Consider the following 22,396-nt stretch of genomic DNA (forward strand, 5'->3'; position numbering starts at 1 on the left):
ATCAAGGGGCTTGTGCTGCACCAGTACAACCTACAACGCCGCGCTCCAGGCCCCTTGATTGAACAAACCCATCCAAGGAGATATTGATATGTGGAAGATTGTTGTTGGTTTCGTCCTGTTCGCCGCGTTGTCGATGTACGTGATCATCAAGGCGGGCGACAAGGCCGACATGGGCGGCGAGAAGCACGGCGCCGATGCCGTGCATGCGCCCGAGCCTGCGGCCAGCGCGCCGGCGGCGGCTGCGCCCGCGTCGGCGCCGGCTTCGGCCGCCAGCGCGCAGTGATGCGCTGAGTCCATGGCGGCCCCGGGACGCGGGGTGCGTGCCCCGGGGCCCTGCGGGTCTCCATGAAAAAGCCCGAAGCCACTGGCTTCGGGCTTTTTTCTTTTGCGGGGGCCTCGCTCAGCGCTTGAAGCGGCCGTCGCTTCCGATGATGGACAGGTCGGAGAAATCCAGCCCGCTGTGGTCCGTGGCGCTGTAGCTCAGTTCCAGCCCGCCCAGGTCCCATTTCCGGATGCTCTCCAGCCCGGCCTGCAGCCTGGCGCGGTCCGGCTTGGCGCCCGCGCGCTTCAATCCTTCCACGAGCACCTTGGCGCTCACGAAGCCTTCCACCATGGCGGGGGTCAGCTCGCCCAGGTTCCTGGCGCGCACCAGGTCCATGGCCTCCTTGATCACCGCGTAGTTCAAGGACCGCTCCGACGGGAACACCTGCGTGACCACCACGCCCCGGGCCTGCTCGCCCAGCGCCTTGACGAAGCCGCCCGAGGCATTGTTGGACAGCGTCACGATCTGCCCGGTCGCGCCGGCGGCGCGCAGCGCCTTGATGCCGTCCACCACGGCCGCGCCCGTGCCGATGAAGATGATGGCCTGGGGCTCCTTCTGTGCCACGCGCGGGGCGATGGTGCTGTAGTCGGGCTTGGCGCGGTCGAACTTCTCGACGAAGAGGGCTTCCAGCTGGTTGGCCTTGAACCCGGACTGCGCGCCCGCCAGGCCGTCGGCGCCAAAGGTGTCGTCCACATGCACCACGCCGATGCGCTTGATGCCCAGGGTGTTGAGGTGGGTGATGGCCTTTTCCACTTCGCGCTGGTAGGGGGCGCGCACGTTGAAGATGTACTTGTTCACCGGCTGGTGCAGCGCGATGGCGCCCGTGGAGGGCCCCACCAGCGGCACGGCATGCTGTTCCAGCAGCGGAATGATCCCCTGGGTGTGGGGCGTGCCGCGCGTCATGAACAGCCCGATCACGCCTTTTTCCTCGATGAGGGCACGGGTGTTCTCCAGCGTCAGCTTGGGGTCGAACTTGTCGTCCATCGACACGACCTCCACCTTCTGGCCGCCCACGCCGCCCTTGCTGTTGACGTGGTCGAGGTAGAGGGCGGCACCCCGCATGGATTCGGCCACCGTGGCGGCGGCGGAGCCGGTGATGCCCACCGTCTGGCCGATGAGGATCTGCGCGTGGACCTGGGCCGCGCCGAACGCCAGGGTGAGCAGCGCGGCGGCGCATTTCGCAAGGGTGCCAGGGACTGTCATGGTGCTCCTCTCTTCATTGAGGTGCCCGAGTTTAGGGACTGGGCACCGCAGGGCATCCGTAGAAGTGCGTAGCGGCCAGGGGGTGTTTTCACTGATTTGTCAACAATTTCTTCCTGGGTTTGCGGGTATTTCGCAACACCTCAGCGGCGGAACTTGCCGTCGGTGCCGATGATGGACAAGTCCGCGAAGTCCAGGCCCGTGTGGTCGTCCGGGCCATAGGAGACCTCCAGGCCGCCCAGGTCCAGTTTCCGGATGCTCTCGAGCGCCGCATGGATCTTTTCGCGGCTGGGCTTGGGGCCGGCGCGCCTGAGCCCTTCCACCAGCACCTTGGCCGCGGCAAAACCCTCCAGCATGGCGGGCGTGATCTCGGTGAGGCCCTTGGCCCGCGCGAGTTCCTGGGCCTCCTTCACCATGGCATAGGTCACCGCGCGCTCATTGGGATACACCTGCGTCACGATCACGCCGCGCGCGTTGTTCCCCAGGCTCTTGATGAAGCCGCCCGAGGCGTTGTTGGACAGCGTCACGATCTGCGCGGCCGAGCCCGCGCCGCGCAGCGCGTTGCCCGCGTCCACCACGGCCGAACCCGAGGCGATCATCAGCACGGCCTGGGTATCGGCCTTGGCCACCTTGGCGGCGATGGGCGCGAAATCGGGCTTGGCGCGGTCGAACTTTTCCAGCACCACGGGCGTGAGCTTGGCGGCCGCCAGGCCCTTCTGGGCGCCGGCCACGCCGTCGGCGCCAAAGCTGTCGTCCGCGTACACCACGGCGATGCGCGAAATGCCCATGGAGGCCAGGTGGGTCATGGCCTTTTCCGCCTCTCGCTGGTAGGTGGCGCGCACGTTGAAGATGTATTTGCGCACCGGCTGGTGCAGCACCATCGCGCCCGTGGACGGGCCCACCAGCGCCACGCCATGCTTCTCCAGCAGGGGGATGATGGCTTCGGTGTGGGGCGTGCCGCGCGTGAGGAACAGCGCGGACACGTTGTTCTCCTCGATCAGCTTGCGCGCGTTCGCGGCGGCCAGCTTGGGGTCGAACTTGTCGTCCAGCGAGGTCAGCTCGATCTTCTGGCCGTGGACACCGCCCTTGGCATTGACGGCCTCGATGTGCAGCAGGGCGCCATCGGTGGTCTCCTTCACGCCCGCCGCCACCTGCCCGGAGAAGCCCGCGGTCTGGCCGATCAGGATCTGGGCATGGCCGGTGCCGCACAGCGCGGCGGCCAGGGCGGTCGCGGCTCCCCATTGTGTCCATGTGTGCATGGTCGTCTCCTTTGAATTGTCCGGCCACTCTAGACAAATGTCCTCGGTTTGCGAATCGGCATAACCCGAAGGTGTGACAGGACTTGTCAGCAGATGTGCGATCAGGGGCTATTGCGGCATGGCCGGACGGGGTCCGTGGCGGTGCCTAGAATGTCCCGCCTCACCCTCGAAAAAGACTGCCTCCATGACCCAGGGACTGATCCGTATCCGCGGCGCACGCCAGCACAACCTCAAGAACCTGGATCTGGACATCCGCACGGGGGAGCTCACCGTGGTCACCGGCCCCAGCGGCTCGGGCAAGTCCAGCCTGGTGTTCGACACGCTGTACGCCGAGGGCCAGCGCCGCTACGTGGAGACCTTCAGCGCCTACGCGCGCCAGTTCCTCGACCGCATGGACAAGCCGGCGGTGGACAAGGTCGAGGGCGTGCCGCCCGCCATCGCCATCGACCAGACCAACCCCGTGCGCTCCAGCCGCTCCACCGTGGGCACGATGACGGAGCTCAACGACCACCTGAAGCTCCTGTTCGCGCGCGCCGGACAGCTGTTCGACAAGCAGACCGCCCAGCCGGTGCGCCACGACTCGCCCGAGACCATCTACGCCGAGCTGCAGCGCCGCGGCGCCGAGGCCGGCGACCCCCGCATCGTGCTGACATTCCCCGTGGAGCTGCCGGGCGGCACGTCGGCCGAGCAGGTCGAGCAGTGGCTGTCCGCCAGCGGCTTCACCAAGGTGCAGGCCGAGCGCGAGGTGGCCACGCCCACGGGCCCGCGCAAGGTGCTCGATGTGGTGGCCGACCGGTTCCGCCTGGGCCATGCCGAGAAGGCGCGCGTGGTCGAGGCCATCGAGGTCGCGCTCAAGCGCGGCACGGGGCGCCTGAACGTGTACCGCCTCGTGGACGAGGGCGAGCCCGAGCTGTGGCGCTTCTCGACCGGCCTGCACTGCCCCGACAGCGACCTGCGCTACAGCGACCCCATTCCCTCGATGTTCTCGTTCAACTCCGCCGTGGGCGCCTGCGAGAGCTGCCGGGGCTTCGGCCGCGTGATCGGCGTGGACTACGGCCTCGTGATCCCCAACGACAGGCTCACGCTGCGCGCGGGGGCGATCAAGACCATCCAGACCCCCGCCTGGAAGGAAGCGCAGGACGACCTCATGCGCCATGCCGAGGCGGCCGGCATCCCGCGCGACACCCCCTGGTACAAGCTCACCGACGACCAGAAGAAATGGGTCATCGGCGGCACGCCGGGCTACAAGGACGGGCAGTGGAGCAAGCAGTGGTACGGCATCAAGCGCTTCTTCGAGTACCTGGAGAGCAAGGCCTACAAGATGCACATCCGCGTGCTGCTGTCCAAGTACCGCAGCTACACGCCGTGCCCCACCTGCGCGGGCGCGCGCCTCAAGACCGAGAGCCTGCTCTGGCGCGTGGGCAGCAAGGACGACGCGGACGCCGCGGTCGATCCTGCCCGCCGCTTCATGCCCGAGGGCGTGTTGTGGTCGCGCGAGCAGCTCGAAGCCCTGCCCGGCCTGTGCCTGCACGACCTGATGCTGCTGCCCATCGACCGGCTGCGCCGCTTCTTCGACCGCATGGAGCTGCCCGTGGGCGACGCGGCGGCCGGTGGCGATGCGCAGGCGCTGAAACTCCTGCATGAAGAAATCACCACGCGCCTGAAGTACCTGTGCGACGTGGGCATCGGCTACCTCACGCTGGACCGGCAGAGCCGCACGCTCAGCGGCGGCGAGGTGCAGCGCATCAACCTGACCACGGCGCTGGGCACCTCGCTGGTCAACACGCTGTTCGTGCTGGACGAGCCCAGCATCGGCCTGCACCCGCGCGACATGCACCGCATCACCGAGGCCATGCTGCGCCTGCGCGACGCGGGCAACACCCTGGTAGTGGTCGAGCACGACCCGGCCGTGATGCTCGCGGCCGACCGCATGATCGACATGGGCCCCGGCCCCGGCCGCCTGGGCGGGCAGATCGTGTTCGACGGCACAACGGCCGACCTGCGCCATGCCGACACGCTCACCGGCGCCTACCTGGGCGGGCGCAAGCACGTGGGCTTCGGCTTCAAGCGCATGGTGACCGAGTCCACGCCGCGCCTCATCCTCGAAGGGGCGCGCGAGCACAACCTGCAGAACGTGTCGGTCGAATTCCCGCTGCAGCGCCTGGTCACCGTCACCGGCGTGAGCGGATCGGGCAAGTCGAGCCTGATCCAGGACGTGCTGGCCCCCGCGCTGCTGCGCCACTTCGGCAAGGCCACCGACTCGCCGGGCGCGCACGACCGCATGCTGGGCGCGGACCACCTCTCGGACGTGGTGTTCGTGGACCAGTCGCCCATCGGCAAGACGGCCCGCTCCAACCCCGTGAGCTACGTGGGCGCCTGGGACAGCATCCGCGAGCTGTACGCCGTGGCGCCGCTGTCCAGGCAGCGCAGCTACACCGCCAGCAAGTTCAGCTTCAACAGCGGCGACGGGCGCTGCCCGACCTGCGGCGGCTCGGGCTTCGAGCATGTGGAGATGCAGTTTTTGTCGGACGTGTACCTGCGCTGCCCCGATTGCGACGGCAAGCGCTACCGGCCCGAGATCCTGGAGATCACCATCGAGCGGGGCGGCAGGGCCCTGAACGTGGCCGACGTGCTGGCCCTCACGGTGGCCGAGGCCGCCGCACTGTTCGCCGCCGACCGCGACGTGATCCGCGCGCTGCAGCCCATCGTGGACGTGGGGCTCGAATACGTGGCGCTGGGGCAGCCCGTGCCCACGCTCAGCGGCGGCGAGGCGCAGCGCCTGAAGCTGGCGGGCTTTCTGGCGGAAGCGGCCCGCGTGCAAAGCAAGTCGCGCCAGACGATAGCGCGCAAGGGCACCTTGTTCCTGTTCGACGAGCCCACCACGGGCCTGCACTTCGACGACATCGCCAAGCTCATGCGCGCGCTGCGCAAGCTCATCGACGCGGGGCACTCGCTCATCGTCATCGAGCACAACCTGGACGTGATCCGCGCGAGCGACTGGCTCGTCGACCTGGGCCCCGAGGGCGGCGACGCGGGCGGCCTCGTCGTGGCCGAGGGCACGCCCGAGGACGTGCGCCAGCACGCCACCTCGCACACGGGCCTGGCGCTGCGCGACTACGAACTCACGCTGGGCATCGGCGGCCACTCGGTGCACGAAAAAGCCGCGGCGCTACGAAAACAGGAGCGCTCTGCGCTCATGGATAAAGCGCCAGCGGCCAAAAACGCCATTGAAATCGTCAACGCCAAGGAGCACAACCTCAAGAACCTGAGCGTGAACATCCCGCGCGGCCAATTCAACGTGGTCACGGGCGTGAGCGGCTCGGGCAAGTCCACGCTCGCGTTCGACATCCTGTTCAACGAGGGGCAGCGGCGCTACCTCGAATCGCTCAACGCCTATGCGCGGTCCATCGTGCAGCCGGCCGGCCGGCCCGAGGTGGATGCGGTGTACGGCATACCGCCCACCGTGGCCATCGAGCAGCGCCTGTCGCGCGGCGGGCGCAAGTCCACGGTGGGCACCACCACCGAGGTGTGGCACTTCCTGCGCCTGCTGTACGTCAAGCTCGGCACCCAGCACTGCGTGAAGGACGGCGCGGCCGTGCAGCCGCAGACGCCCGAGAGCATCGCCGCCCAGCTGCTCACGCAGTTCCGGGGCCAGCACATCGGGCTGCTCGCGCCGCTGGTGATGAACCGCAAGGGCGTGTACACCGAACTGGCGGACTGGGCGCGGCCGCGCGGCTACACGCATTTGCGGGTGGACGGCAATTTCCTGCCCACCACCCATTTCCCGCGCATCGACCGCTTCAAGGAGCACACCATCGAACTGCCCGTGGCCAGCGTCGAGGTGTCCGCAGGGAACGAGGCGCTGCTGCGCGCCTCGCTGGCCGAGGCCCTCACGCACGGCAAGGGCGTGGTGCACGTGCTCAGCAGCATCGGCGACCTGCGCGCCGCCATGGAAAGCGGCCAGCCCACGGCGGGCATCGGCCAGCTGCAGGCCTTTTCCACCAAGCGCGCCTGCCCCGTGTGCGCCACCAGCTATGCCGAGCTGGACCCGCGCCTGTTCAGCTACAACAGCAAGCACGGCTGGTGCCCCGATTGCGTGGGCACGGGCGTCAAGCTCACCCGCGACCAGCGCAAGGTGTTCGACGACTCGGTGCAGGACGACAAGGAAAAGGGCCGCGAGCAGACCTTCGCCGAGCCCGAGGTGGAAGACCTGGCCGACACCGCCTGCCCCAGCTGCCAGGGCACGCGCCTGAACGCCACGGCGCGCGCGGTGCGGTTCGCGGGCATCGGCATCACCGACATCGCCGCGCTGTCGGTGACGGACGTGCGCCGCTGGATCGAGACCCTGCAGATCGAAGGCGGCATGAGCCGGCGCGAGGCCGACATCGCCCGCGACCTCGTGCCCGAGATCCAGAGCCGGCTCGAATTCCTGGAGGAAGTGGGCCTGTCCTACCTCACGCTCGACCGGGGCGCGCCCACGCTCAGCGGCGGCGAGGCGCAGCGCATCCGCCTGGCCGCGCAGCTGGGCAGCAACCTGCAGGGCGTGTGCTACGTGCTCGACGAGCCCACCATCGGCCTGCATGCGCGCGACAACCAGATCCTGCTCAACGCCCTGCACAAGCTGGGCGACAAGGGCAACACGCTGGTGGTGGTGGAGCACGACGAGGACACCATCCGCCGCGCGGACCACATCATCGACATCGGCCCGAGCGCGGGCAAGCGCGGCGGGCGGCTGGTGGCGCAGGGCAGCGTGGACGACATCACCGGCGCGCCCGAATCCCAGACCGGCCGCTACCTGCTGCACGCCATGAAACACCCGCTGCAGCTGCGCCGCAGCATGCTGCCGAGCGAGCTGAGCGCCGAGGCCCTCGCGCTGGGCGAACCCGCCGACGCGCCCAAAGGCCGGCAGAGCGCCGCGGTCAAGAAGCGGGCCGCGGCGGCGGCGGCGCTCACGGCCGATGCGCTGGCCGATGCCAAGGCGCGCGCCGCGATCCGCTGGCTTACCGTGCATGGTGCGCACCTGCACAACCTGCAGGACGTGACGGCCACCGTGCCGCTGCACCGCCTGGTGGCCGTCACGGGCGTGAGCGGCTCGGGCAAGTCCACGCTGGCGCGCGACGTGCTGCTGGCCAACGTACAGGCCTGGGTGCAGCAGCGCGCCACCAAGGCCGGGCGCGACGCGATGGACGCGGGCAAGGCGCCGCCGCTGGTGGGCTGCACGGGCCTGTCGGGCTTCGAGAGCATCGACCGCGTGCTCGAAGTGGACCAGACCCCCATCGGCAAGACGCCGCGCAGCTGCCCGGCCACCTACATCGGCTTCTGGGACACCATCCGCAAGCTGTTCGCCGAAACGCTGGAGGCCAAGGCGCGCGGCTACGCGGCCGGGCGCTTTTCCTTCAACACCGGCGAGGGCCGCTGCGCGAGCTGCGAGGGCGCGGGCGTGCGCACCATCGAGATGAGTTTCCTGCCCGACGTGAAGGTGCCCTGCGAGACCTGCCACGGCGCGCGCTTCAACCCCGAGACGCTGGCCGTGACCTGGCGCGGCAAGAGCATCGGCGACGTGCTGCAGATGGAGGTGGACGAGGCGGTGGAGTTCTTCGCCAGCATGCCCTCCATCGCGCACCCGCTGCAGCTCCTGAAGGACGTGGGCCTGGGCTACCTCACGCTGGGCCAGCCCTCGCCCACGCTCTCGGGCGGCGAGGCGCAGCGCATCAAGCTCGTGACCGAACTGACCAAGGTGCGCGACGAGGTGGGCCGCCGGGGCCAGAAGGTGCCGCACACGCTCTACGTGCTGGACGAGCCCACGGTGGGCCTGCACATGGCCGACGTGGACAAGCTCATCCGCGTGCTGCACCGCCTGGTCGACGGCGGCCACAGCGTGGTGGTGATCGAGCACGACCTCGACGTGATCGCCGAGGCCGACTGGATCATCGACCTCGGCCCGGAAGGGGGCAGGGAGGGCGGCCGCATCGTGGCGGCCACCGTGCCGGAAGAGGTGGTGCGGCTGGGCACGCACACCGGCAAGGCGCTGGCGGCGGTGCTGGCGCGGTGACCGGAGGGCCCGGCGGTGGCGCACGCCACTGTCGGCCCATGTCCTACGCACGGCGCGGAACATGGCGCACGCGCGGCGCGGGGTGAGGTTTCTAGGATTCAGTGCAGGGGTTGGCGCCAGGCGCAGCGGCCCCGCACATCTCCACCAACTCCTACGGACCCATCACCATGAAATCACTGCTCAAGACCTGCGCTGCCCTTGCAGCCACCTCCGTTCTGCTGGTCGCCTGCGGCGGCGGCAATGACGACGATCCGACGCCCAGCAATGAGCCCGGCGTGCTCACCGTGAGCAGCGCCACCCTGGACGGCCTCAACGGCGTGTATGGCAACGGCACGCTGAACCTCACGGACGTGGACAAGGAAAACCCTGTCGGTTCCGTGCCCGAGCTGTGCGCCTTCCGCTTCGACGGTGCCAACAAGGTGGGATCGTCGGCCACGGCCTTTGGCGACATCCGCTACCGCCCCGACGCCACCGGCCTGCACCAGGTGTTCCTGACCTTCGACGGCAAGGAATACGCGAGCGGCGAGCCCACCGACACGGCCGTGGTGCGCGAGAGCAACCAGGTGCGCTTCACCGGCAAGACGCTCACCGCCACCGACGGCTCCAGCGCCACGCTGCGTGTCTCGGGCATCGTCCCCATGCGCCCGAACCGCCCGCTGGGATGCTGATGCGGCCTTGCTGATTCCGGGGCAGCTCGCTCCCCCTTGCTTGTCTCCCTCTCCCGGTCCTCTCGACCGGTTCAGCCCCCGTGGCCCCGGCCGCGCGGGGCTTTTTTGCGTGCATGCCCCTGCGGCCGGCCTGCGGGCGCGCCACGCGCCCATGCGTGCATGGCGCCACAATGCAGGCCTGAGCGCTGCGGCCCGAGGCCGCTGCGCGCGGTCCATTCGATCCGCTTTCTCCATGCCCGCACAATCCCCTGGTCCGCACGCCGTGGTGTGGCTGCACACCCAGGCACCGCCCAAGCCCCCGGAAGGCGCGCCCTGCAATGGCTGCGGGCTGTGCTGCCTGGCGGAGCCCTGCCCGCTGGGCATGCTGGTGTCGCGGCGCCGCACGGGGCCGTGCACGGCCCTGCGCTGGAGCGATGCCGACCAGCGCTACTGGTGCGGCATGGTGGCCGACCCCGGCGGCGTGACCGGCCTGGCCCACCCCTGGGCCGTGCGCGCGCTGTCGGCGCTGGCGCGGCGCTGGATCGCCTCGGGCGTGGGGTGCGATGCGCGGCTGCACACGCAGGCGTTGCCGCCGCCTTCCCGGGATTGAGTTTGCTATTGAATATATAGCGCGCCGCGCTTGTTCATCCGGCGCTGGTGGCCATTTCGATGTGAATTCCCGTGGGTGCGGGGGCATGGCGCCGCGCCAGATGGATGCCCGCCAGCATGCAGCGCACCGAGCCCCCGGCCAGTTCGATGGTGGGCACGGCCAGCGGCAGCAGGCGGGCGCTGCGCTCGATCACGGCCTTTTGCGCGGGCGCCAGGCTGGCCGCCGCGCGCGACGACAGGGCCAGCACGCGGCCCTGGGCGCCCGTGAGTTCCAGCGCGTTGCCTGCGAAGTCGGCGATCTGCGCCGCGCTCAGTTCGATCACCTCGCGCCCGGTTTCGCGCAGGCGCTCGCGCACGGCCTCGCGCCGCGCCGGGTCGGTGATCATGTGGAACCCGCCCAGCGCGAAATCGGTGCCCACGCAGAGCATCACGTTGGTGTGGTAGCAGGGCTGGCCCCGCGCGTCGGCGGTGGCGAACACCATGGGCTCGTAGTTGAAGTGGGTGCAAAAGCGCTCCAGGGCCACGGGGTCGGCGCGGTTCGACTGCGCGGTGTAGGCGACCCGGGAGATGTGGTCGAGCACCATGGCGCCCGTGCCTTCGAGGAACATGCCGTCGGCCTCGAGACCCGAGTAGTCGATCACGTCCTGCACGCGGTACTCGGCCTTGAGCAGGTCCAGCACGTCGCTGCGGCGCTCGCGCCGGCGGCTCGCGGCGTACATCGGGTACACGGCCACGTGCCCGCCCGCGTGGGTGGAGAACCAGTTGTTGGGAAACACGGCGTCCGGCGCGTGGCGCTCGCCCCGGTCCTCGAACAGGTGCACGCGCACGCCCGCGGCTTCGAGCCGCGCGGCGGCCTGCGTGACTTCGGCATGGGCTTGGAGCGCCGTCTCTGCCGCGGTGGCGTTCCACGGCCGGGTTTGGAAGGCGTTGTCGTGCGCGGTTTCCGGGTTGGGGTGAAAGTGGTGCGGGCGCACCATCACGACGGCGCGGGGGGCCTGGGCGGAAGCAGGTGTGGGCATGGCGGTGGATGGTGCAAGGAAGGGGGTGGGAGAATTTTGCTGGCAGCCCACGCCAACCAATAGCCTTAGAACTGGTCAAAATGCTGCAAAATCTGCCACTCTGATAGCAACGAGGCCCACTATGAACAGGCTGGACGACACCGACCGGGAAATCCTCAGCATCCTGCGCGCCGACGCGCGCACCCCCGTGGCCACCCTCGCGCAGAAGCTGCGCGTATCGCGCGGCACGGTGCAGAACCGGCTGCACAAGATGGAGGAGGGCGGCGTGATCGTGGGCTACACCGTGCGCCTGCGGCCGGATTCCGAACCGCAGCGCATCCGCGCGTGGATGAGCATCGCGGTGGAGGGCAACGCCGCGCCCGAGGTGATCCGCGCGCTGCGCGGCGAGCCCATGGTGGGCACGCTGCACACCACCAACGGCCGCTGGGACATCGTGGCCGAGGTGCGCGCCGAGAGCCTGGAGGCGTTCGACGCTGCGCTGGGCCGCATCCGCCTCACGCCCGGCATCGCCAACACCGAGACCAGCATCCTGCTGTCCACCTACAAGGCTTGAACCCCGGGGTTGGCGGGGCAGCCCATTCCGGCCCATGCTTGCCCCACCGGCGCGGCGCGGCGCGGGCGAGCGGCGGCGGCGGCCCCTGGCGGTGGCACCGAGGCGCGAAACGCGGCCCAGGGGTGCCGCGTTGGCGACAGCGGCTAGGGGGTTTCCGCATGCCCTGGCCGCCGTGGCTGCAGTCCAATGAAGGGGTCTTCGTTTTGCCTTTTCAGGAGCCCTCCATGCAACGCCGCCAGATCATCCAATGGGGAGCCGCCAGCCTCGCCGCCCCCGCATTCCTGGCTCAGGCCCAGAGCTTTCCCAACAAGCCCATCAAGCTCGTGATCGCCTTCCCGGCGGGCGGCCCCACCGACATCACCATGCGCTCCCTGGCCGACAACGCCAGCAAGATCCTGGGCCAGCCCGTGATCGTGGAGAACAAGCCGGGCGCCGGCGGCACGCTGCCCGCGCAGGCGCTGCAATCGGCCGCTGCCGATGGCTACACGGTGGCGCAGATCCCGCTCGGGGTGTTCCGCCTGCCCTACACCACCAAGATCAACTGGGACCCGGTCAAGGACATCAGCTACGTGCTGAACGTCACGGGCTATGCGTTCGGCCTGGTGGTGCCCGCCGACTCGCCGCTCAAGACCTGGACGCACTTCGTCGCCTGGGCCAAGGCCAACCCCGGCAAGCTCAGCTACGGATCCACCGGCACCATGACCAGCCCGCACCTGACCATGGAGCTCATCGCGCAGCAGCTGGGCATCGAGCTGCTGCACGTGCCCTACAAGGGCAGCGCCGACCTCATGCAGTCCATCCTGGGCGGGCAGATCATGGCGGCGGCCGACTCCACCGGCTTTGCGCCGCAGGTCGAGGCCGGCAAGCTGCGCGTGCTCAACACCTGGGGCGCCGAGCGCCTGGCCAAGTTCCCCGATGCGCCCACGCTCAAGGAGCTGGGGCTGAACCTGGTGCAGAACTCGCCCTTTGGCATCGGCGCGCCCAAGGGCACGCCCGATGCGGTGGTCAAGCGCCTGCACGACGCGTTCAAGCAGGCCATGGAGCAGGAAAGCTACCGCACGGCCCTGGCCCGCTACGACATGGTGCCCATGTACATGAGCACGGCGGCGTACAAGAAATTCGCGCAGGACACCTTCACGCGCGAGAAGGCGCTGGTCGAAAAGCTGGGCCTGGCAAAGCCGAGTTGAAGTGAGCTCCCCCTGAGCGGCTGCGCCGCTTCCCCCTCTCTCGCTGCGCTGCGCTGGCGGGAGGGGGACGCCTCCAGCGCACGGAAGTGAAGCGCCGCAAGCGGCTTGGCGGCCCTTGCGCGGGGGCACGAGCCTGGGGCGCGCCAGTTGCGACGTTCGCTGGCGAGCCGTTCGCAGTGGACAATGCCCGTTGACCACGCTCATGCACCATGGCGCGGCGGGTTCTCATGAAGGGCCCGGGGCGTTCCGTGTGATGATCCGTCCCAACATTGAACGGAACACCGCGAGCATTTATGGCATCCCCCTCCGACAGCATCAGCATGGCCCTGTTCTGCGACTTTGAAAACGTCGCCCTGGGCGTGCGCGATGCGCAGTACGAAAAGTTCGACATCAAGCCCGTGCTGGAGCGCCTGCTCCTCAAGGGCTCCATCGTGGTCAAGAAGGCCTATTGCGACTGGGAGCGCTACAAGGGCTTCAAGGCGACCATGCACGAGGCGAATTTCGAGCTGATCGAGATCCCCCATGTGCGCCAGTCGGGCAAGAACTCGGCCGACATCCGCCTGGTGGTGGACGCGCTGGACCTGTGCTACACCAAGTCGCACGTCAACACCTTCGTCATCATCAGCGGCGACTCGGACTTTTCGCCGCTGGTGTCCAAGCTGCGCGAGAACAACAAGCAGGTCATCGGCGTGGGCGTGAAGCAGTCCACGTCCGACCTGCTGATCGCCAACTGCGACGAATTCATCTTCTACGACGACCTCGTGCGCGAGAAGCAGCGCGCGCTGGCCCGGCGCCAGCCCCCCGGCGCGGCACCCGCACCGCGCCGGTCCCCCGAGGAAGAGCGCCATCGCAAGGAAAGCCAGGAGGTGCGCCGCGCCCAGGGCGTCGAGCTGGCGGTGGAGACCTTCGAGGCCCTGACCTCCGAGCGTGGCGACAGCGGCAAGATCTGGGCCTCGGTGCTCAAGGAAGCCATCAAGCGCCGCAAGCCCGATTTCAGCGAGGGCTACTACGGCTTTCGCACCTTTGGCAACCTGCTCGAAGAAGCGCAGGCGCGGGGGCTGCTGGAGTTCGGGCGCGACGAGAAATCGGGCGCGTATGTGTTCCGTGGCCACGGTTCCGCGGCCACGGGGGCCGAGCCCGTGGGCCGAGCCGACGCGCCCGCCGAGCGGCAGGGCGGGGCGGGGTACTTCCGCCATGATTTCCATGCGGTCGCGTCGGTGCCGGAGGCATCCGCTGGCGGCAGCGAGGGCGGTGGGCGTGGCGGTCGTTCGCGCGGGCGCCGGGGCGATGCCGCTGCGCGCGCCGGGGCGATGCCGCCGGATGCGCGCCAGGACCTGCCGGCAGAAACCCGTGCCGAGCCGCCGGCTTCCGGCGCGCGCGACGATGCGCTGCCGGAGCGCCCGGTGGGCAGCTACTTTCGCCAGCAGCTGCCGGCGCCCGTGACGGCCCAGGCGCAATCCGGCCATGAGACGGCGCAGGAGGGCGAGGACCTCGCGGACGAGGAGCCCGTGCGCGTGCACGTGCAGGCGCCCGTGGCGGCGCCGGCGGCGGAAGGGACCGCGAGCGATGCGCTGCCCGATGCCCCTGTGCCGGCACCCGCGCCCCGCAGCCGCCGCCCGGCATCCACCCCGCGCAAGAGCAGCGGCGGGCGCAAGGCCGGCGCGGCGGGCGCCGCAGCGCCGGCCGATGCCGGGGCCCCGGCCGCGCCCGCCAAGGCAGCGGCAACCCGCGCGCGCAAACCGCGCGGGGCGGGCAAGCCGCCCCAGCCCGCCGAATAGGCCTGCGACGCCTGCCAAGCCGGCCAGAGTTGCCACGGAGCCGCCGGGCCGTGCAGCAGCGCATGCCGACGCGGCACGGCGCCCGGGCGCCTTGCGGCGCGGCCTTCGGTACATGTCCTGGCGCGCCGCCTGCCCGCGCACCCGCGTGGGGTCGGGTGGTTAATTTGCTATAAAATATATAGCTATTGGCGCTTGCCTATCAAGCGCCAGGCGGTGTTTTCATTCAAGCCCAGGGGTGGCTCGCTGGGCGCTCGGCGCCTGGCCGCGCCCGTGGCCCGACAGGATGGCCCGCGCCACCTCGGCAAACCCCGCGCCGCGTTCGCCCTTTGTCACATAGCGTGGCAGGTGCCGCAGCTGCGGCACAAAGCGCGCGATGTTGGCCACGCCCACGCTGTGGGTGAAGTGTTCGAACATCGCCTGGTCGTTGCCCGAATCGCCCACGAACACCCAGCGGTCCAGCTCCTGCGCCAGGTCCCGGCCCCACAGCGCGCGCACGATCCAGTTCGCGCCCTGCCACTTGTTGAAATCACCGAAGCAGCCGTGGATGTGGATGCTGCTCACCGTGGTCTGCATGCCCACGCGCTGCAGCACGGCCAGCACCCGCTGCACGGTGTCGGGCGTATGCCGGGCGAACTCGGCGTAGTCGAACGCGATGTCCGTCTCGCGCCCCGCGCTGTCGCTGCTCAAGTCCACGCCGGGCACTTCGGCCGCCACCAGGGCCGCGATCTCGCGCATGCGCGCCTGGTTGGCGCTGCGCGTGGCGGCGTCCTGCTGGTAGCGCTTGGCCAGCGGCTGCCCGGAGCCTGGGCCCCGCGCAAACGCCACGGCACCGTTCTCCGCCACCATCGCATCCACGGGCCAGGCCGCGCCCGCGCCTGCGGTCATGAAGGGCTCGCACCAGCCGATCGGCCGGCCGGTGATGGGGATGACCACGAGGCCCGCCGCCTTCAGGTCGGCCAGCGCCTGCAGCGCGTCGGGCGTGATGGCGCCCTCGGTGGTCAGGGTGTCGTCGATGTCGGTGAAAACGCCCACCAGGTCGCGGCGGGCCTCCGGGGGCCAAAGGTTCAGGGCTTGCATGCGGTATGTCGTTATGCTGCGGCTCTTGCGCAAGAGAGCGCCATTGTCCGGGAGATAGTTGTCGTGCAGCGTGGGGCCTTGATCTTCTTCTTCATGTGGGCGGGGTGTTGCGCTGCGGCCCCCGCCATGGCGCGGGCGCCCGTCGATTCAGCGGCCGTCTGCCAGCGCGCGGCCGGCAAGCTCGATGGCCTGGTCCCGGAGTGGCGCGACCTCGTTGTGGAGTTCAAGGCCGAAGCCAGGAACCCGTCCGTGCTGGCCCTGGCCGAAGAGCACCGCCAGGGCCGCCTGAAGGCCAGCTTCCTGCACCACTGCCAGCGCGAGTGGGGCGCCCACCAGGCCACCTTCGTGTGCTTCAGCGGGTCGGTCACGGCGCTGGGGCTGGCGCTGTGCTTGCAGAAGGACACCAATCCCCATGGGTGGGAGTACCGGCCCTGAGGCCGCCCCGCAAAGCCGCTCAGCCCGCCTTCTGCAGGGCCAGGCCCGCATGCTCGCGCAGCGGGTGGAAGTGGATCTTGGGAAACCGCTCCTGCGCCAGGCGCACGTCATAGGGGCTGGTGCACAGGTAGGCCAGCGTATCGGCCGCGTCGTGCGCCAGGCGCAGCGGGTAGGCGTCCGTGAAGGCGCGCAGGTCGGCCGCGTTGTCGGCCGTGATCCAGCGGGCGCCCGTGTACTGGCAGCCTTCCAGGCGCACGTCGGCGTCGTACTCGGCCTTCAGGCGGTGCTGCACCACCTCGAACTGCAGCTGGCCCACGGCGCCCAGCAGCATGTTGCCGCCGGCGTCGGGCTTGAAGACCTGGATCGCGCCTTCCTCGCCCAGCTGGGCCAGGCCCTGCTGCAGCTGCTTGGTGCGCAGGGGGTTCTTGAGCACCACGGTCATGAACATCTCGGGCGCGAAGAACGGCAGGCCGGTGAACTGCAGGTTGGCGCCGTCGGTGATGGTGTCCCCGAGCTGCACGCCGCCGTGGGTGGTGAAGCCGATGATGTCGCCCGCGTAGGCTTCTTCCACCGCCTCGCGGCGCTGGCTCATGAAGGTCACCACGCTGGTGGGGCGCAGTTCCTTGGCGGTGCGCTGCACCTTGAGCTTCATGCCCGGCATGTACTTGCCCGAGGCCACGCGCACGAAGGCGATGCGGTCGCGGTGGTTGGCGTCCATGTTGGCCTGCACCTTGAAGACCACGCCGGCGAAGCCCTCGTCCTCGGGCTGGATGGTCTTGACCACGGGCTGCTTGTTGACCTCGAGCGTGCTCACGCGCGGGCCGGGCGGCGGGGCCATGTCCACCAGGGCGTCGAGCACTTCCATCACCCCGAAGTTGTTCACCCCCGAGCCGAAGAACACGGGCGTGAGCTTGCCGGCCAGGAAGGCCTCGTGGTCCCAGGCGGGCGATGCGCCCACGGCCAGTTCCATGCTCTCCAGCGCCGCATCGAACTCGGCGCCGAAGCGCGCACGCAGCGTGGCCTCGTCGGACAGCGGGATGGCCTCGAAGTCCTGCGGGCGGCGCTCGCTGCCGGACTCGAACACCGTCATCGTCTGGGTGCGCAGATTGATGATGCCGCCGAAGGCCTTGCCCTGGCCCACGGGCCAGGTCATGGGGCAGCAGGGCATGCCCAGTTCGCGCTCGACCTCGTCCATGATGTCCAGCGGGTCGCGCACCTCGCGGTCCATCTTGTTCACGAAGGTGATGATGGGCGTGTCGCGCTGGCGGCAAACCTCGATCAGGCGGCGTGTCTGCGCTTCCACGCCGTTGGCCGCGTCGATCACCATCAGCGCCGAATCGACGGCGGTGAGCACGCGGTAGGTGTCTTCCGAGAAGTCCTTGTGGCCGGGCGTGTCGAGCAGGTTGATCACGTGTTCGCGGTACAGCATCTGCATCACCGACGAGGCCACCGAGATGCCGCGTTGCTTTTCGATCTCCATCCAGTCCGAGGTGGCATGGCGGCTGGCCTTGCGGCCCTTGACGGCACCGGCGATCTGGATCGCGCCCGAGAACAGCAGCAGCTTTTCCGTCAGCGTCGTTTTACCGGCGTCGGGGTGGGAAATGATGGCAAAGGTGCGGCGGCGCCGGGTTTCTGAGGCGTAGGACACAGGGGGGTTCCAGAAGGGGGTCAGGGCGCGCTGCGGCAGGACTCTGCGGCAGTCGGCGCGGCAGGCGCAGCGGCGCCCGGAAGCGGCGATTTTACCGGCGCCCGCTGCGAACCCTCTTCCGGCCGTTCTTCAACGCCCGTTTCCGTTCAGTTGGCCTGTGCCTGCGCCTGGGCGTGCCGGGCATACATCTTCTGCATGCCGCCCAGCCAGCGCTCGTAGTCCTGCCCCTTGTTGCGGAAGTATTGCGCCACTTCGGGGTGGGGCAGCACCAGGAAGCGCCCGTCCTGCATGGCGGCCAGCACGTCGCCCGCCACCTGTTCGGGCGGCAGGATGCCGTCGTGCGAGGCCGAACCGCCATCGCCCGTCACCATGGCGGTCTGCACCGACTGCGGGCACAGGCAGGCCACACCCACGCCCCGGCGGCCGTAGGCGATGCGCAGCCACTCGGCGAAGGCCACGGCGGCATGCTTGGTGACGGCGTAGGGGGCGGACTCGACGATGGTCAGTAGCCCCGCCGCCGAGGCCGTGACGAGGAAGAAGCCCTCGCCGCGCTCCACCATCTCGGGCACCACGGCGCGTGCGGCCCACACGTGGGCCATGCCGTGGATGTTCCACATGGCGTCCCACAGTGGGTCCTCGAGTTCGATGCCGCCCGGGCGGCCCAGGATGCCGGCGTTGGAGATGTAGGCATCGACCCGGCCGTAGCGCTCGCGCGTGGTGGCCACCAGCGCCTGGATGTCGGCTTCCTTCGACACATCGCAGCGCACGGCCAGGCCACCGATCTCGTCGGCCACGGCCTGCGCGGGCGCGAGGTGCAGGTCGGCCACGACCACGGCGCGGGCGCCTTCCTGCGCAAAACGCCGCGCGATGCTGCGGCCGATGCCGCTGGCGCCGCCGGTGACGATGATGACCTTGTCCTTGGGGTCCATGCAGTGCTCCGTCTGTGTTTTTTGGTGAGGGCGCCAGTGTCGGGCGGCCCGCGGGGCAAGGCAGCCGCGCAGGTGACAGGGCTTCAGCCCGGCGCGCTGGCGGCCTGCAGGATGGCGGCGCAGCACAGTTGCTCCACACCGTCGGCCCACTGCCGCATGGCGGCGGGATCGAGCTGCAGCAGCAGCGCATAGCGCCGCCCACCCCAGGCCGAGAGGTGCAGCGCCTGCAGCAGTGCTTGCCCGGGCGGGCGGGGCAGGTCGGTGCAGGCGGCAATCACCCGGCCCCAGGCGGCGGCCAGCTCTTCGTGCACGCGGCGGTGGTGCCGGGGCTCGGCCATCTGCGCCTCCAGCGCCAGCATGTCGGGGTGGAAGGGCGGCAGCCCGGGCGCATCCACGCCGCCCACCAGGCGCACGAGATGGTGGATGCGCTGCGTCCATGGCAGGCCCTCGGGCTGCACGGCCTCGCGGTCGATGGCGGCGAGCAGGGCCTCGACGCAATGGCGCACATAGCCCGACAGCAGCGCTGTCTTGTTGGGGAAATAGTCGTACAGCGTGCCGACGGAAATGCCGGTTTCCAGCGCCACGTTGCGCGTGGTGAGCTTGTCCCAGCCGTCGCGTTGCCAAATCCGAACAAAGGCGTCGTAGATGGCCTGCACCGTGAAGCGCGCCCGGGCCTGGCGGGGGCGCTTGAGCGGCCTGGGGGCCGCGCTGGAGCTGGCGGCAAGGGTCTTGCGCGGCGGGTTCACCGGTTTCCGAACCCACGCGGCGGCAGGGCGCCATACAGTGCCCTGAGTGTTTTCTCACCCTTGAAACGGAGACTTCCCATGACGCTGCTCACCCGCCTGTTGACCGACAGGAATGCATTGAATCACACCCGCACCGAGGAGCTCCCCCTTGCTCCACTGCAGCCCGGCGAGGCCCTGCTGCGCGTGGACCGCGTGGCGGTGACCACGAACAACATCACCTACGCCGCCTTTGGCGACGCGATGAAGTACTGGGACTTTTTCCCCACGGGGGAGGCAGGCTGGGGCCACATGCCCGTGTGGGGCTTTGCCGACGTGGTGGCCTCCGGCGTGCAGGGCGTGGCCGTGGGCGAGCGCTTCTACGGCTACTGGCCCATTGCGAGCCATGTGCGCATGGCGCCGGTGCGCGTGACGGCCCGGGGCTTCTACGACGGCGCGGAGCACCGCCAGTCGCTCACCTCGGCCTACAACCAGTACACGCGCACCAGCGCCGACCCGGCATACCGGGCAGGCGATGAAAACTACCAGATGCTGGTGCGGCCGCTGTTCATCACGTCGTTCATGCTGGCGGATTTCCTGCAGGACAACGGATTTTTCGGCGCGCGGCGGCTGCTGTTCTCCAGCGCATCGAGCAAGACGGCCTACGGCACCGCGTTCTGCCTGGAGGGGCCCGGGCAGATCGAGCGCGTGGGGCTCACCGCGCCGCGCAACAGTGCCTTCGTGCAGGGCCTTGGCAGCTACCAGCGCACGGTGGCGTATGGTGAGCTGGAGGCCCTGGATGCCGGTGTGCCCACGCTGTATGTCGATTTCTCGGGCGACGAGGATCTGCGCTCGCGCGTGCACCACCACCTGGGCGATGCCCTGGTGTACGACTGCTATGCGGGGTCGGCGCAGAACACGCACTTCCTGCGCGACACGGCCCTGCCGGGGCCCGCGCCCGTGTTCTATTTCGCGCCGGTGCAGATCAGGAAGCGCAATGCGGACTGGGGCCCCGAGCTGGTCAACCAGAAGTTCAATGCCGCCCAGCGCGCGTTCATCGACCGCGTCGGCAGCGCGCACCAGCCCTGGATGCGGGTGCGCGAACACCAGGGTTTCGCGGCGGCGCAGGCCCTGGTCGAGGACCTGCATGCGGGCCGCATCGATCCGCAGGAAGGCCACGTGGTCGTGCTGGCGCCGTAGCGCGGCCCAAGGCACCGAGGCGGGGCGCTCCCTCGCCTCCCGCACTTGCTTTTATAATCCGCCGATCCGAGGAGCGTTGCAGCGTCCCCAGCACTGGCGGGGCGTGAGGCTCGGAGTCATCTAGCAACGACGCTCATCCACTTCTCGTGTGGTGAGCCTTCCGTCTCATCCCCGCGCTGAATGTGGTCTTTCAAACATGCTTTGGAGCACACCATCATGAACGCACGCGTCAACGCCCCGGTCAACACCGACTGCATCATTGCCGACATCGGCCTGGCCGCCTGGGGCCGTAAAGAGATCCGCATCGCCGAAACGGAGATGCCCGGCCTGATGGCCATCCGCGAGGAATTCGCCGCCAAGCAGGCGCTCAAGGGCGCCCGCATCACCGGCAGCCTGCACATGACGATCCAGACCGCCGTGCTGATCGAGACGCTGCAGGCCCTGGGTGCCGAGGTGCGCTGGGCTTCGTGCAACATCTTCTCCACGCAGGACCACGCCGCCGCCGCGATTGCCGCCAGCGGCACGCCCGTGTTCGCCGTGAAGGGCGAGACCCTGGCCGAATACTGGGACTACACCCACCGCATTTTCGACTTCGGCCCCGCCGGCACCGAAGGCGAAGGCCCCAACCTGATCCTGGACGACGGCGGCGACGCCACGCTGCTGATGCACCTGGGCAAGCGCGCCGAAAAGGACGCATCGCTGATCGCCAACCCCACCAGCGAAGAAGAAACCTGCCTGTTCGCCTCCATCAAGGCCAAGCTGGCCGTGGACCCGACCTGGTACAGCCGCAAGAGCGCGCAGATCATCGGCGTGACCGAAGAGACCACGACCGGCGTGCACCGCTTGAAGGAAATGTCGGCCAAGGGCTCGCTGATGTTCCGCGCGATCAACGTGAACGACTCGGTGACCAAGAGCAAGTTCGACAACCTGTACGGCTGCCGCGAGTCGCTGGTGGACGGCATCAAGCGCGCCACCGACGTGATGATCGCCGGCAAGGTGGCCTGCGTGGCCGGCTACGGCGACGTGGGCAAGGGCTCTGCCCAGGCCCTGCGCGCCCTGAGCGCCCAGGTCTGGGTGACCGAGATCGACCCCATCAACGCCCTGCAGGCTGCGATGGAAGGCTACAAGGTCGTGACGATGGAATACGCCGCCGACAAGGCCGACATCTTCGTGACCACCACCGGCAACAAGGACGTGATCACCCACGACCACATGAAGGCCATGAAGGACCAGGCCATCGTCTGCAACATCGGCCACTTCGACAACGAGATCCAGGTCGCGACGCTCGAGCAGTACGAGTGGGAAGAGATCAAGCCCCAGGTGGACCACGTGATCTTCCCGGACGGCAAGCGCATCATCCTGCTGGCCAAGGGCCGCCTGGTGAACCTGGGCTGCGGCACGGGCCACCCGAGCTTCGTGATGTCGTCGAGCTTCGCCAACCAGACCATCGCCCAGATCGAGCTGTTCACCCACAGCGACTACTACGAGAACGGCAAGGTCTACGTGCTGCCCAAGCACCTCGACGAGAAGGTGGCGCGCCTGCACCTCAAGAAGGTGGGCGCGATGCTCACGGAACTTTCCGACGAGCAGGCCGCCTACATCGGTGTGCCCAAGCAAGGCCCGTACAAGCCCGACACGTACCGCTACTGATCGTGCGGGTGGCTGTTGCTGCTCCTTTTTTGGGAGCAGCCAGCGCTTGTGGATAAAGCGATAGAAGCCATTTTGGCTATGAAATCCATCGTCGATTGACGAGAGAGTG

At 69.0% G+C, this 22,396-nt stretch carries 17 protein-coding genes and 1 riboswitch; of the genes, 10 read left to right on the plus strand and 7 right to left on the minus strand.

What is annotated here, in order from left to right:
- Nucleotides 1-88: 88 nt before the first annotated feature.
- The gene (locus AC07OD_RS10025; protein WP_218296261.1) at nt 89-283 is read left to right on the plus strand and encodes a hypothetical protein; all 195 of its coding nucleotides are present in this window, start codon (nt 89-91) and stop codon (nt 281-283) included.
- A gap of 117 nt (nt 284-400) precedes the next feature.
- Here the strand turns inward: AC07OD_RS10025 and AC07OD_RS10030 are convergent, their stop codons facing one another.
- Together AC07OD_RS10030 and AC07OD_RS10035 are read right to left on the minus strand one after the other, a co-directional pair.
- Nucleotides 401-1,525, minus strand: coding sequence for an ABC transporter substrate-binding protein (locus AC07OD_RS10030; RefSeq protein WP_492806832.1), 1,125 nt, complete (start codon nt 1,523-1,525; stop codon nt 401-403).
- 140 nt (nt 1,526-1,665) lie between these two features.
- Nucleotides 1,666-2,781 carry an ABC transporter substrate-binding protein gene (locus tag AC07OD_RS10035; protein ID WP_218296259.1) on the minus strand — a complete coding sequence of 372 codons (1,116 nt, stop codon included), beginning with the start codon at nt 2,779-2,781 and terminating at the stop codon, nt 1,666-1,668.
- Between the two features lie 184 nt (nt 2,782-2,965).
- Here AC07OD_RS10035 and uvrA point away from each other — a divergent pair, with 184 nt between their 5' ends.
- The 3 genes from uvrA to AC07OD_RS10050 all read left to right on the plus strand — a co-directional run bounded on the left by uvrA (nt 2,966) and on the right by AC07OD_RS10050 (nt 10,090).
- Nucleotides 2,966-8,833: an excinuclease ABC subunit UvrA gene (uvrA, locus tag AC07OD_RS10040; RefSeq protein ID WP_494596416.1), complete on the plus strand. Its 5,868-nt coding sequence runs from the start codon at nt 2,966-2,968 to the stop codon at nt 8,831-8,833.
- 167 nt (nt 8,834-9,000) lie between these two features.
- The gene (locus tag AC07OD_RS10045) at nt 9,001-9,501 is read left to right on the plus strand and encodes a hypothetical protein (protein WP_369643462.1); all 501 of its coding nucleotides are present in this window, start codon (nt 9,001-9,003) and stop codon (nt 9,499-9,501) included.
- Nucleotides 9,502-9,733: 232 nt separating this feature from the next.
- Complete coding sequence (locus AC07OD_RS10050; RefSeq protein WP_218296256.1) at nt 9,734-10,090, plus strand: hypothetical protein; 357 nt, start codon at nt 9,734-9,736, stop codon at nt 10,088-10,090.
- Nucleotides 10,091-10,124: 34 nt separating this feature from the next.
- Here the strand turns inward: AC07OD_RS10050 and ctlX are convergent, their stop codons facing one another.
- Complete coding sequence (gene ctlX, locus AC07OD_RS10055; protein WP_218296255.1) at nt 10,125-11,108, minus strand: citrulline utilization hydrolase CtlX; 984 nt, start codon at nt 11,106-11,108, stop codon at nt 10,125-10,127.
- 121 nt (nt 11,109-11,229) lie between these two features.
- Here ctlX and AC07OD_RS10060 point away from each other — a divergent pair, with 121 nt between their 5' ends.
- The 3 genes from AC07OD_RS10060 (at nt 11,230) to AC07OD_RS10070 (ending at nt 14,626) form a co-directional block, all read left to right on the plus strand.
- The gene (locus AC07OD_RS10060; protein ID WP_218296254.1) at nt 11,230-11,661 is read left to right on the plus strand and encodes an Lrp/AsnC family transcriptional regulator; all 432 of its coding nucleotides are present in this window, start codon (nt 11,230-11,232) and stop codon (nt 11,659-11,661) included.
- A gap of 224 nt (nt 11,662-11,885) precedes the next feature.
- Nucleotides 11,886-12,848 (plus strand): Bug family tripartite tricarboxylate transporter substrate binding protein, encoded by a 963-nt coding sequence (locus tag AC07OD_RS10065; RefSeq protein ID WP_218296253.1) that lies wholly within the window; start codon nt 11,886-11,888, stop codon nt 12,846-12,848.
- A gap of 293 nt (nt 12,849-13,141) precedes the next feature.
- The gene (locus AC07OD_RS10070; RefSeq protein ID WP_494596420.1) at nt 13,142-14,626 is read left to right on the plus strand and encodes an NYN domain-containing protein; all 1,485 of its coding nucleotides are present in this window, start codon (nt 13,142-13,144) and stop codon (nt 14,624-14,626) included.
- Nucleotides 14,627-14,845: 219 nt separating this feature from the next.
- Here the strand turns inward: AC07OD_RS10070 and AC07OD_RS10075 are convergent, their stop codons facing one another.
- Nucleotides 14,846-15,703: an HAD family hydrolase gene (locus AC07OD_RS10075; RefSeq protein ID WP_492244668.1), complete on the minus strand. Its 858-nt coding sequence runs from the start codon at nt 15,701-15,703 to the stop codon at nt 14,846-14,848.
- Between the two features lie 126 nt (nt 15,704-15,829).
- On the opposite strand from AC07OD_RS10075, the gene AC07OD_RS10080 reads away from it, so the two are divergent.
- Entirely contained in the window at nt 15,830-16,138 is a 309-nt protein-coding gene (locus AC07OD_RS10080; RefSeq protein WP_492910623.1) for a hypothetical protein, read from the plus strand.
- 19 nt (nt 16,139-16,157) lie between these two features.
- Here the strand turns inward: AC07OD_RS10080 and AC07OD_RS10085 are convergent, their stop codons facing one another.
- The 3 genes from AC07OD_RS10085 to AC07OD_RS10095 all read right to left on the minus strand — a co-directional run bounded on the left by AC07OD_RS10085 (nt 16,158) and on the right by AC07OD_RS10095 (nt 19,461).
- Complete coding sequence (locus AC07OD_RS10085; protein ID WP_218296249.1) at nt 16,158-17,786, minus strand: peptide chain release factor 3; 1,629 nt, start codon at nt 17,784-17,786, stop codon at nt 16,158-16,160.
- A 146-nt stretch (nt 17,787-17,932) separates the two neighbouring features.
- Nucleotides 17,933-18,715, minus strand: coding sequence for an SDR family oxidoreductase (locus AC07OD_RS10090; protein ID WP_494596422.1), 783 nt, complete (start codon nt 18,713-18,715; stop codon nt 17,933-17,935).
- Between the two features lie 83 nt (nt 18,716-18,798).
- Nucleotides 18,799-19,461 carry a TetR/AcrR family transcriptional regulator gene (locus tag AC07OD_RS10095; RefSeq protein WP_494596423.1) on the minus strand — a complete coding sequence of 221 codons (663 nt, stop codon included), beginning with the start codon at nt 19,459-19,461 and terminating at the stop codon, nt 18,799-18,801.
- Nucleotides 19,462-19,539: 78 nt separating this feature from the next.
- Between AC07OD_RS10095 and AC07OD_RS10100 the strand changes: the two genes are divergently transcribed.
- Nucleotides 19,540-20,637, plus strand: coding sequence for a DUF2855 family protein (locus AC07OD_RS10100; RefSeq protein ID WP_494596425.1), 1,098 nt, complete (start codon nt 19,540-19,542; stop codon nt 20,635-20,637).
- 62 nt (nt 20,638-20,699) lie between these two features.
- A riboswitch (S-adenosyl-L-homocysteine riboswitch) is annotated at nt 20,700-20,779 on the plus strand.
- A gap of 74 nt (nt 20,780-20,853) precedes the next feature.
- Complete coding sequence (gene ahcY / locus AC07OD_RS10105) at nt 20,854-22,287, plus strand: adenosylhomocysteinase (protein ID WP_218339859.1); 1,434 nt, start codon at nt 20,854-20,856, stop codon at nt 22,285-22,287.
- The last annotated feature ends 109 nt before the right edge of the window (nt 22,288-22,396 follow it).

It is taken from the genome of Acidovorax sp. GW821-FHT10E03, assembly GCF_059415205.1.

Bases quoted from the DNA above. Each gene is read 5' to 3' on its own strand.
- AC07OD_RS10045 (WP_369643462.1), top strand. From the start codon at position 9,001: ATGAAATCACTGCTCAAGACCTGCGCTGCCCTTGCAGCCACCTCCGTT.
- AC07OD_RS10050 (WP_218296256.1), top strand. From the start codon at position 9,734: ATGCCCGCACAATCCCCTGGTCCGCACGCCGTGGTGTGGCTGCACACC.
- AC07OD_RS10070 (WP_494596420.1), top strand. From the start codon at position 13,142: ATGGCATCCCCCTCCGACAGCATCAGCATGGCCCTGTTCTGCGACTTT.
- AC07OD_RS10030 (WP_492806832.1), bottom strand. From the start codon at position 1,525: ATGACAGTCCCTGGCACCCTTGCGAAATGCGCCGCCGCGCTGCTCACC.
- uvrA (WP_494596416.1), top strand. From the start codon at position 2,966: ATGACCCAGGGACTGATCCGTATCCGCGGCGCACGCCAGCACAACCTC.
- AC07OD_RS10060 (WP_218296254.1), top strand. From the start codon at position 11,230: ATGAACAGGCTGGACGACACCGACCGGGAAATCCTCAGCATCCTGCGC.
- AC07OD_RS10075 (WP_492244668.1), bottom strand. From the start codon at position 15,703: ATGCAAGCCCTGAACCTTTGGCCCCCGGAGGCCCGCCGCGACCTGGTG.
- AC07OD_RS10080 (WP_492910623.1), top strand. From the start codon at position 15,830: ATGGCGCGGGCGCCCGTCGATTCAGCGGCCGTCTGCCAGCGCGCGGCC.
- ctlX (WP_218296255.1), bottom strand. From the start codon at position 11,108: ATGCCCACACCTGCTTCCGCCCAGGCCCCCCGCGCCGTCGTGATGGTG.
- AC07OD_RS10025 (WP_218296261.1), top strand. From the start codon at position 89: ATGTGGAAGATTGTTGTTGGTTTCGTCCTGTTCGCCGCGTTGTCGATG.
- AC07OD_RS10065 (WP_218296253.1), top strand. From the start codon at position 11,886: ATGCAACGCCGCCAGATCATCCAATGGGGAGCCGCCAGCCTCGCCGCC.
- AC07OD_RS10090 (WP_494596422.1), bottom strand. From the start codon at position 18,715: ATGGACCCCAAGGACAAGGTCATCATCGTCACCGGCGGCGCCAGCGGC.
- AC07OD_RS10100 (WP_494596425.1), top strand. From the start codon at position 19,540: ATGACGCTGCTCACCCGCCTGTTGACCGACAGGAATGCATTGAATCAC.
- AC07OD_RS10035 (WP_218296259.1), bottom strand. From the start codon at position 2,781: ATGCACACATGGACACAATGGGGAGCCGCGACCGCCCTGGCCGCCGCG.
- ahcY (WP_218339859.1), top strand. From the start codon at position 20,854: ATGAACGCACGCGTCAACGCCCCGGTCAACACCGACTGCATCATTGCC.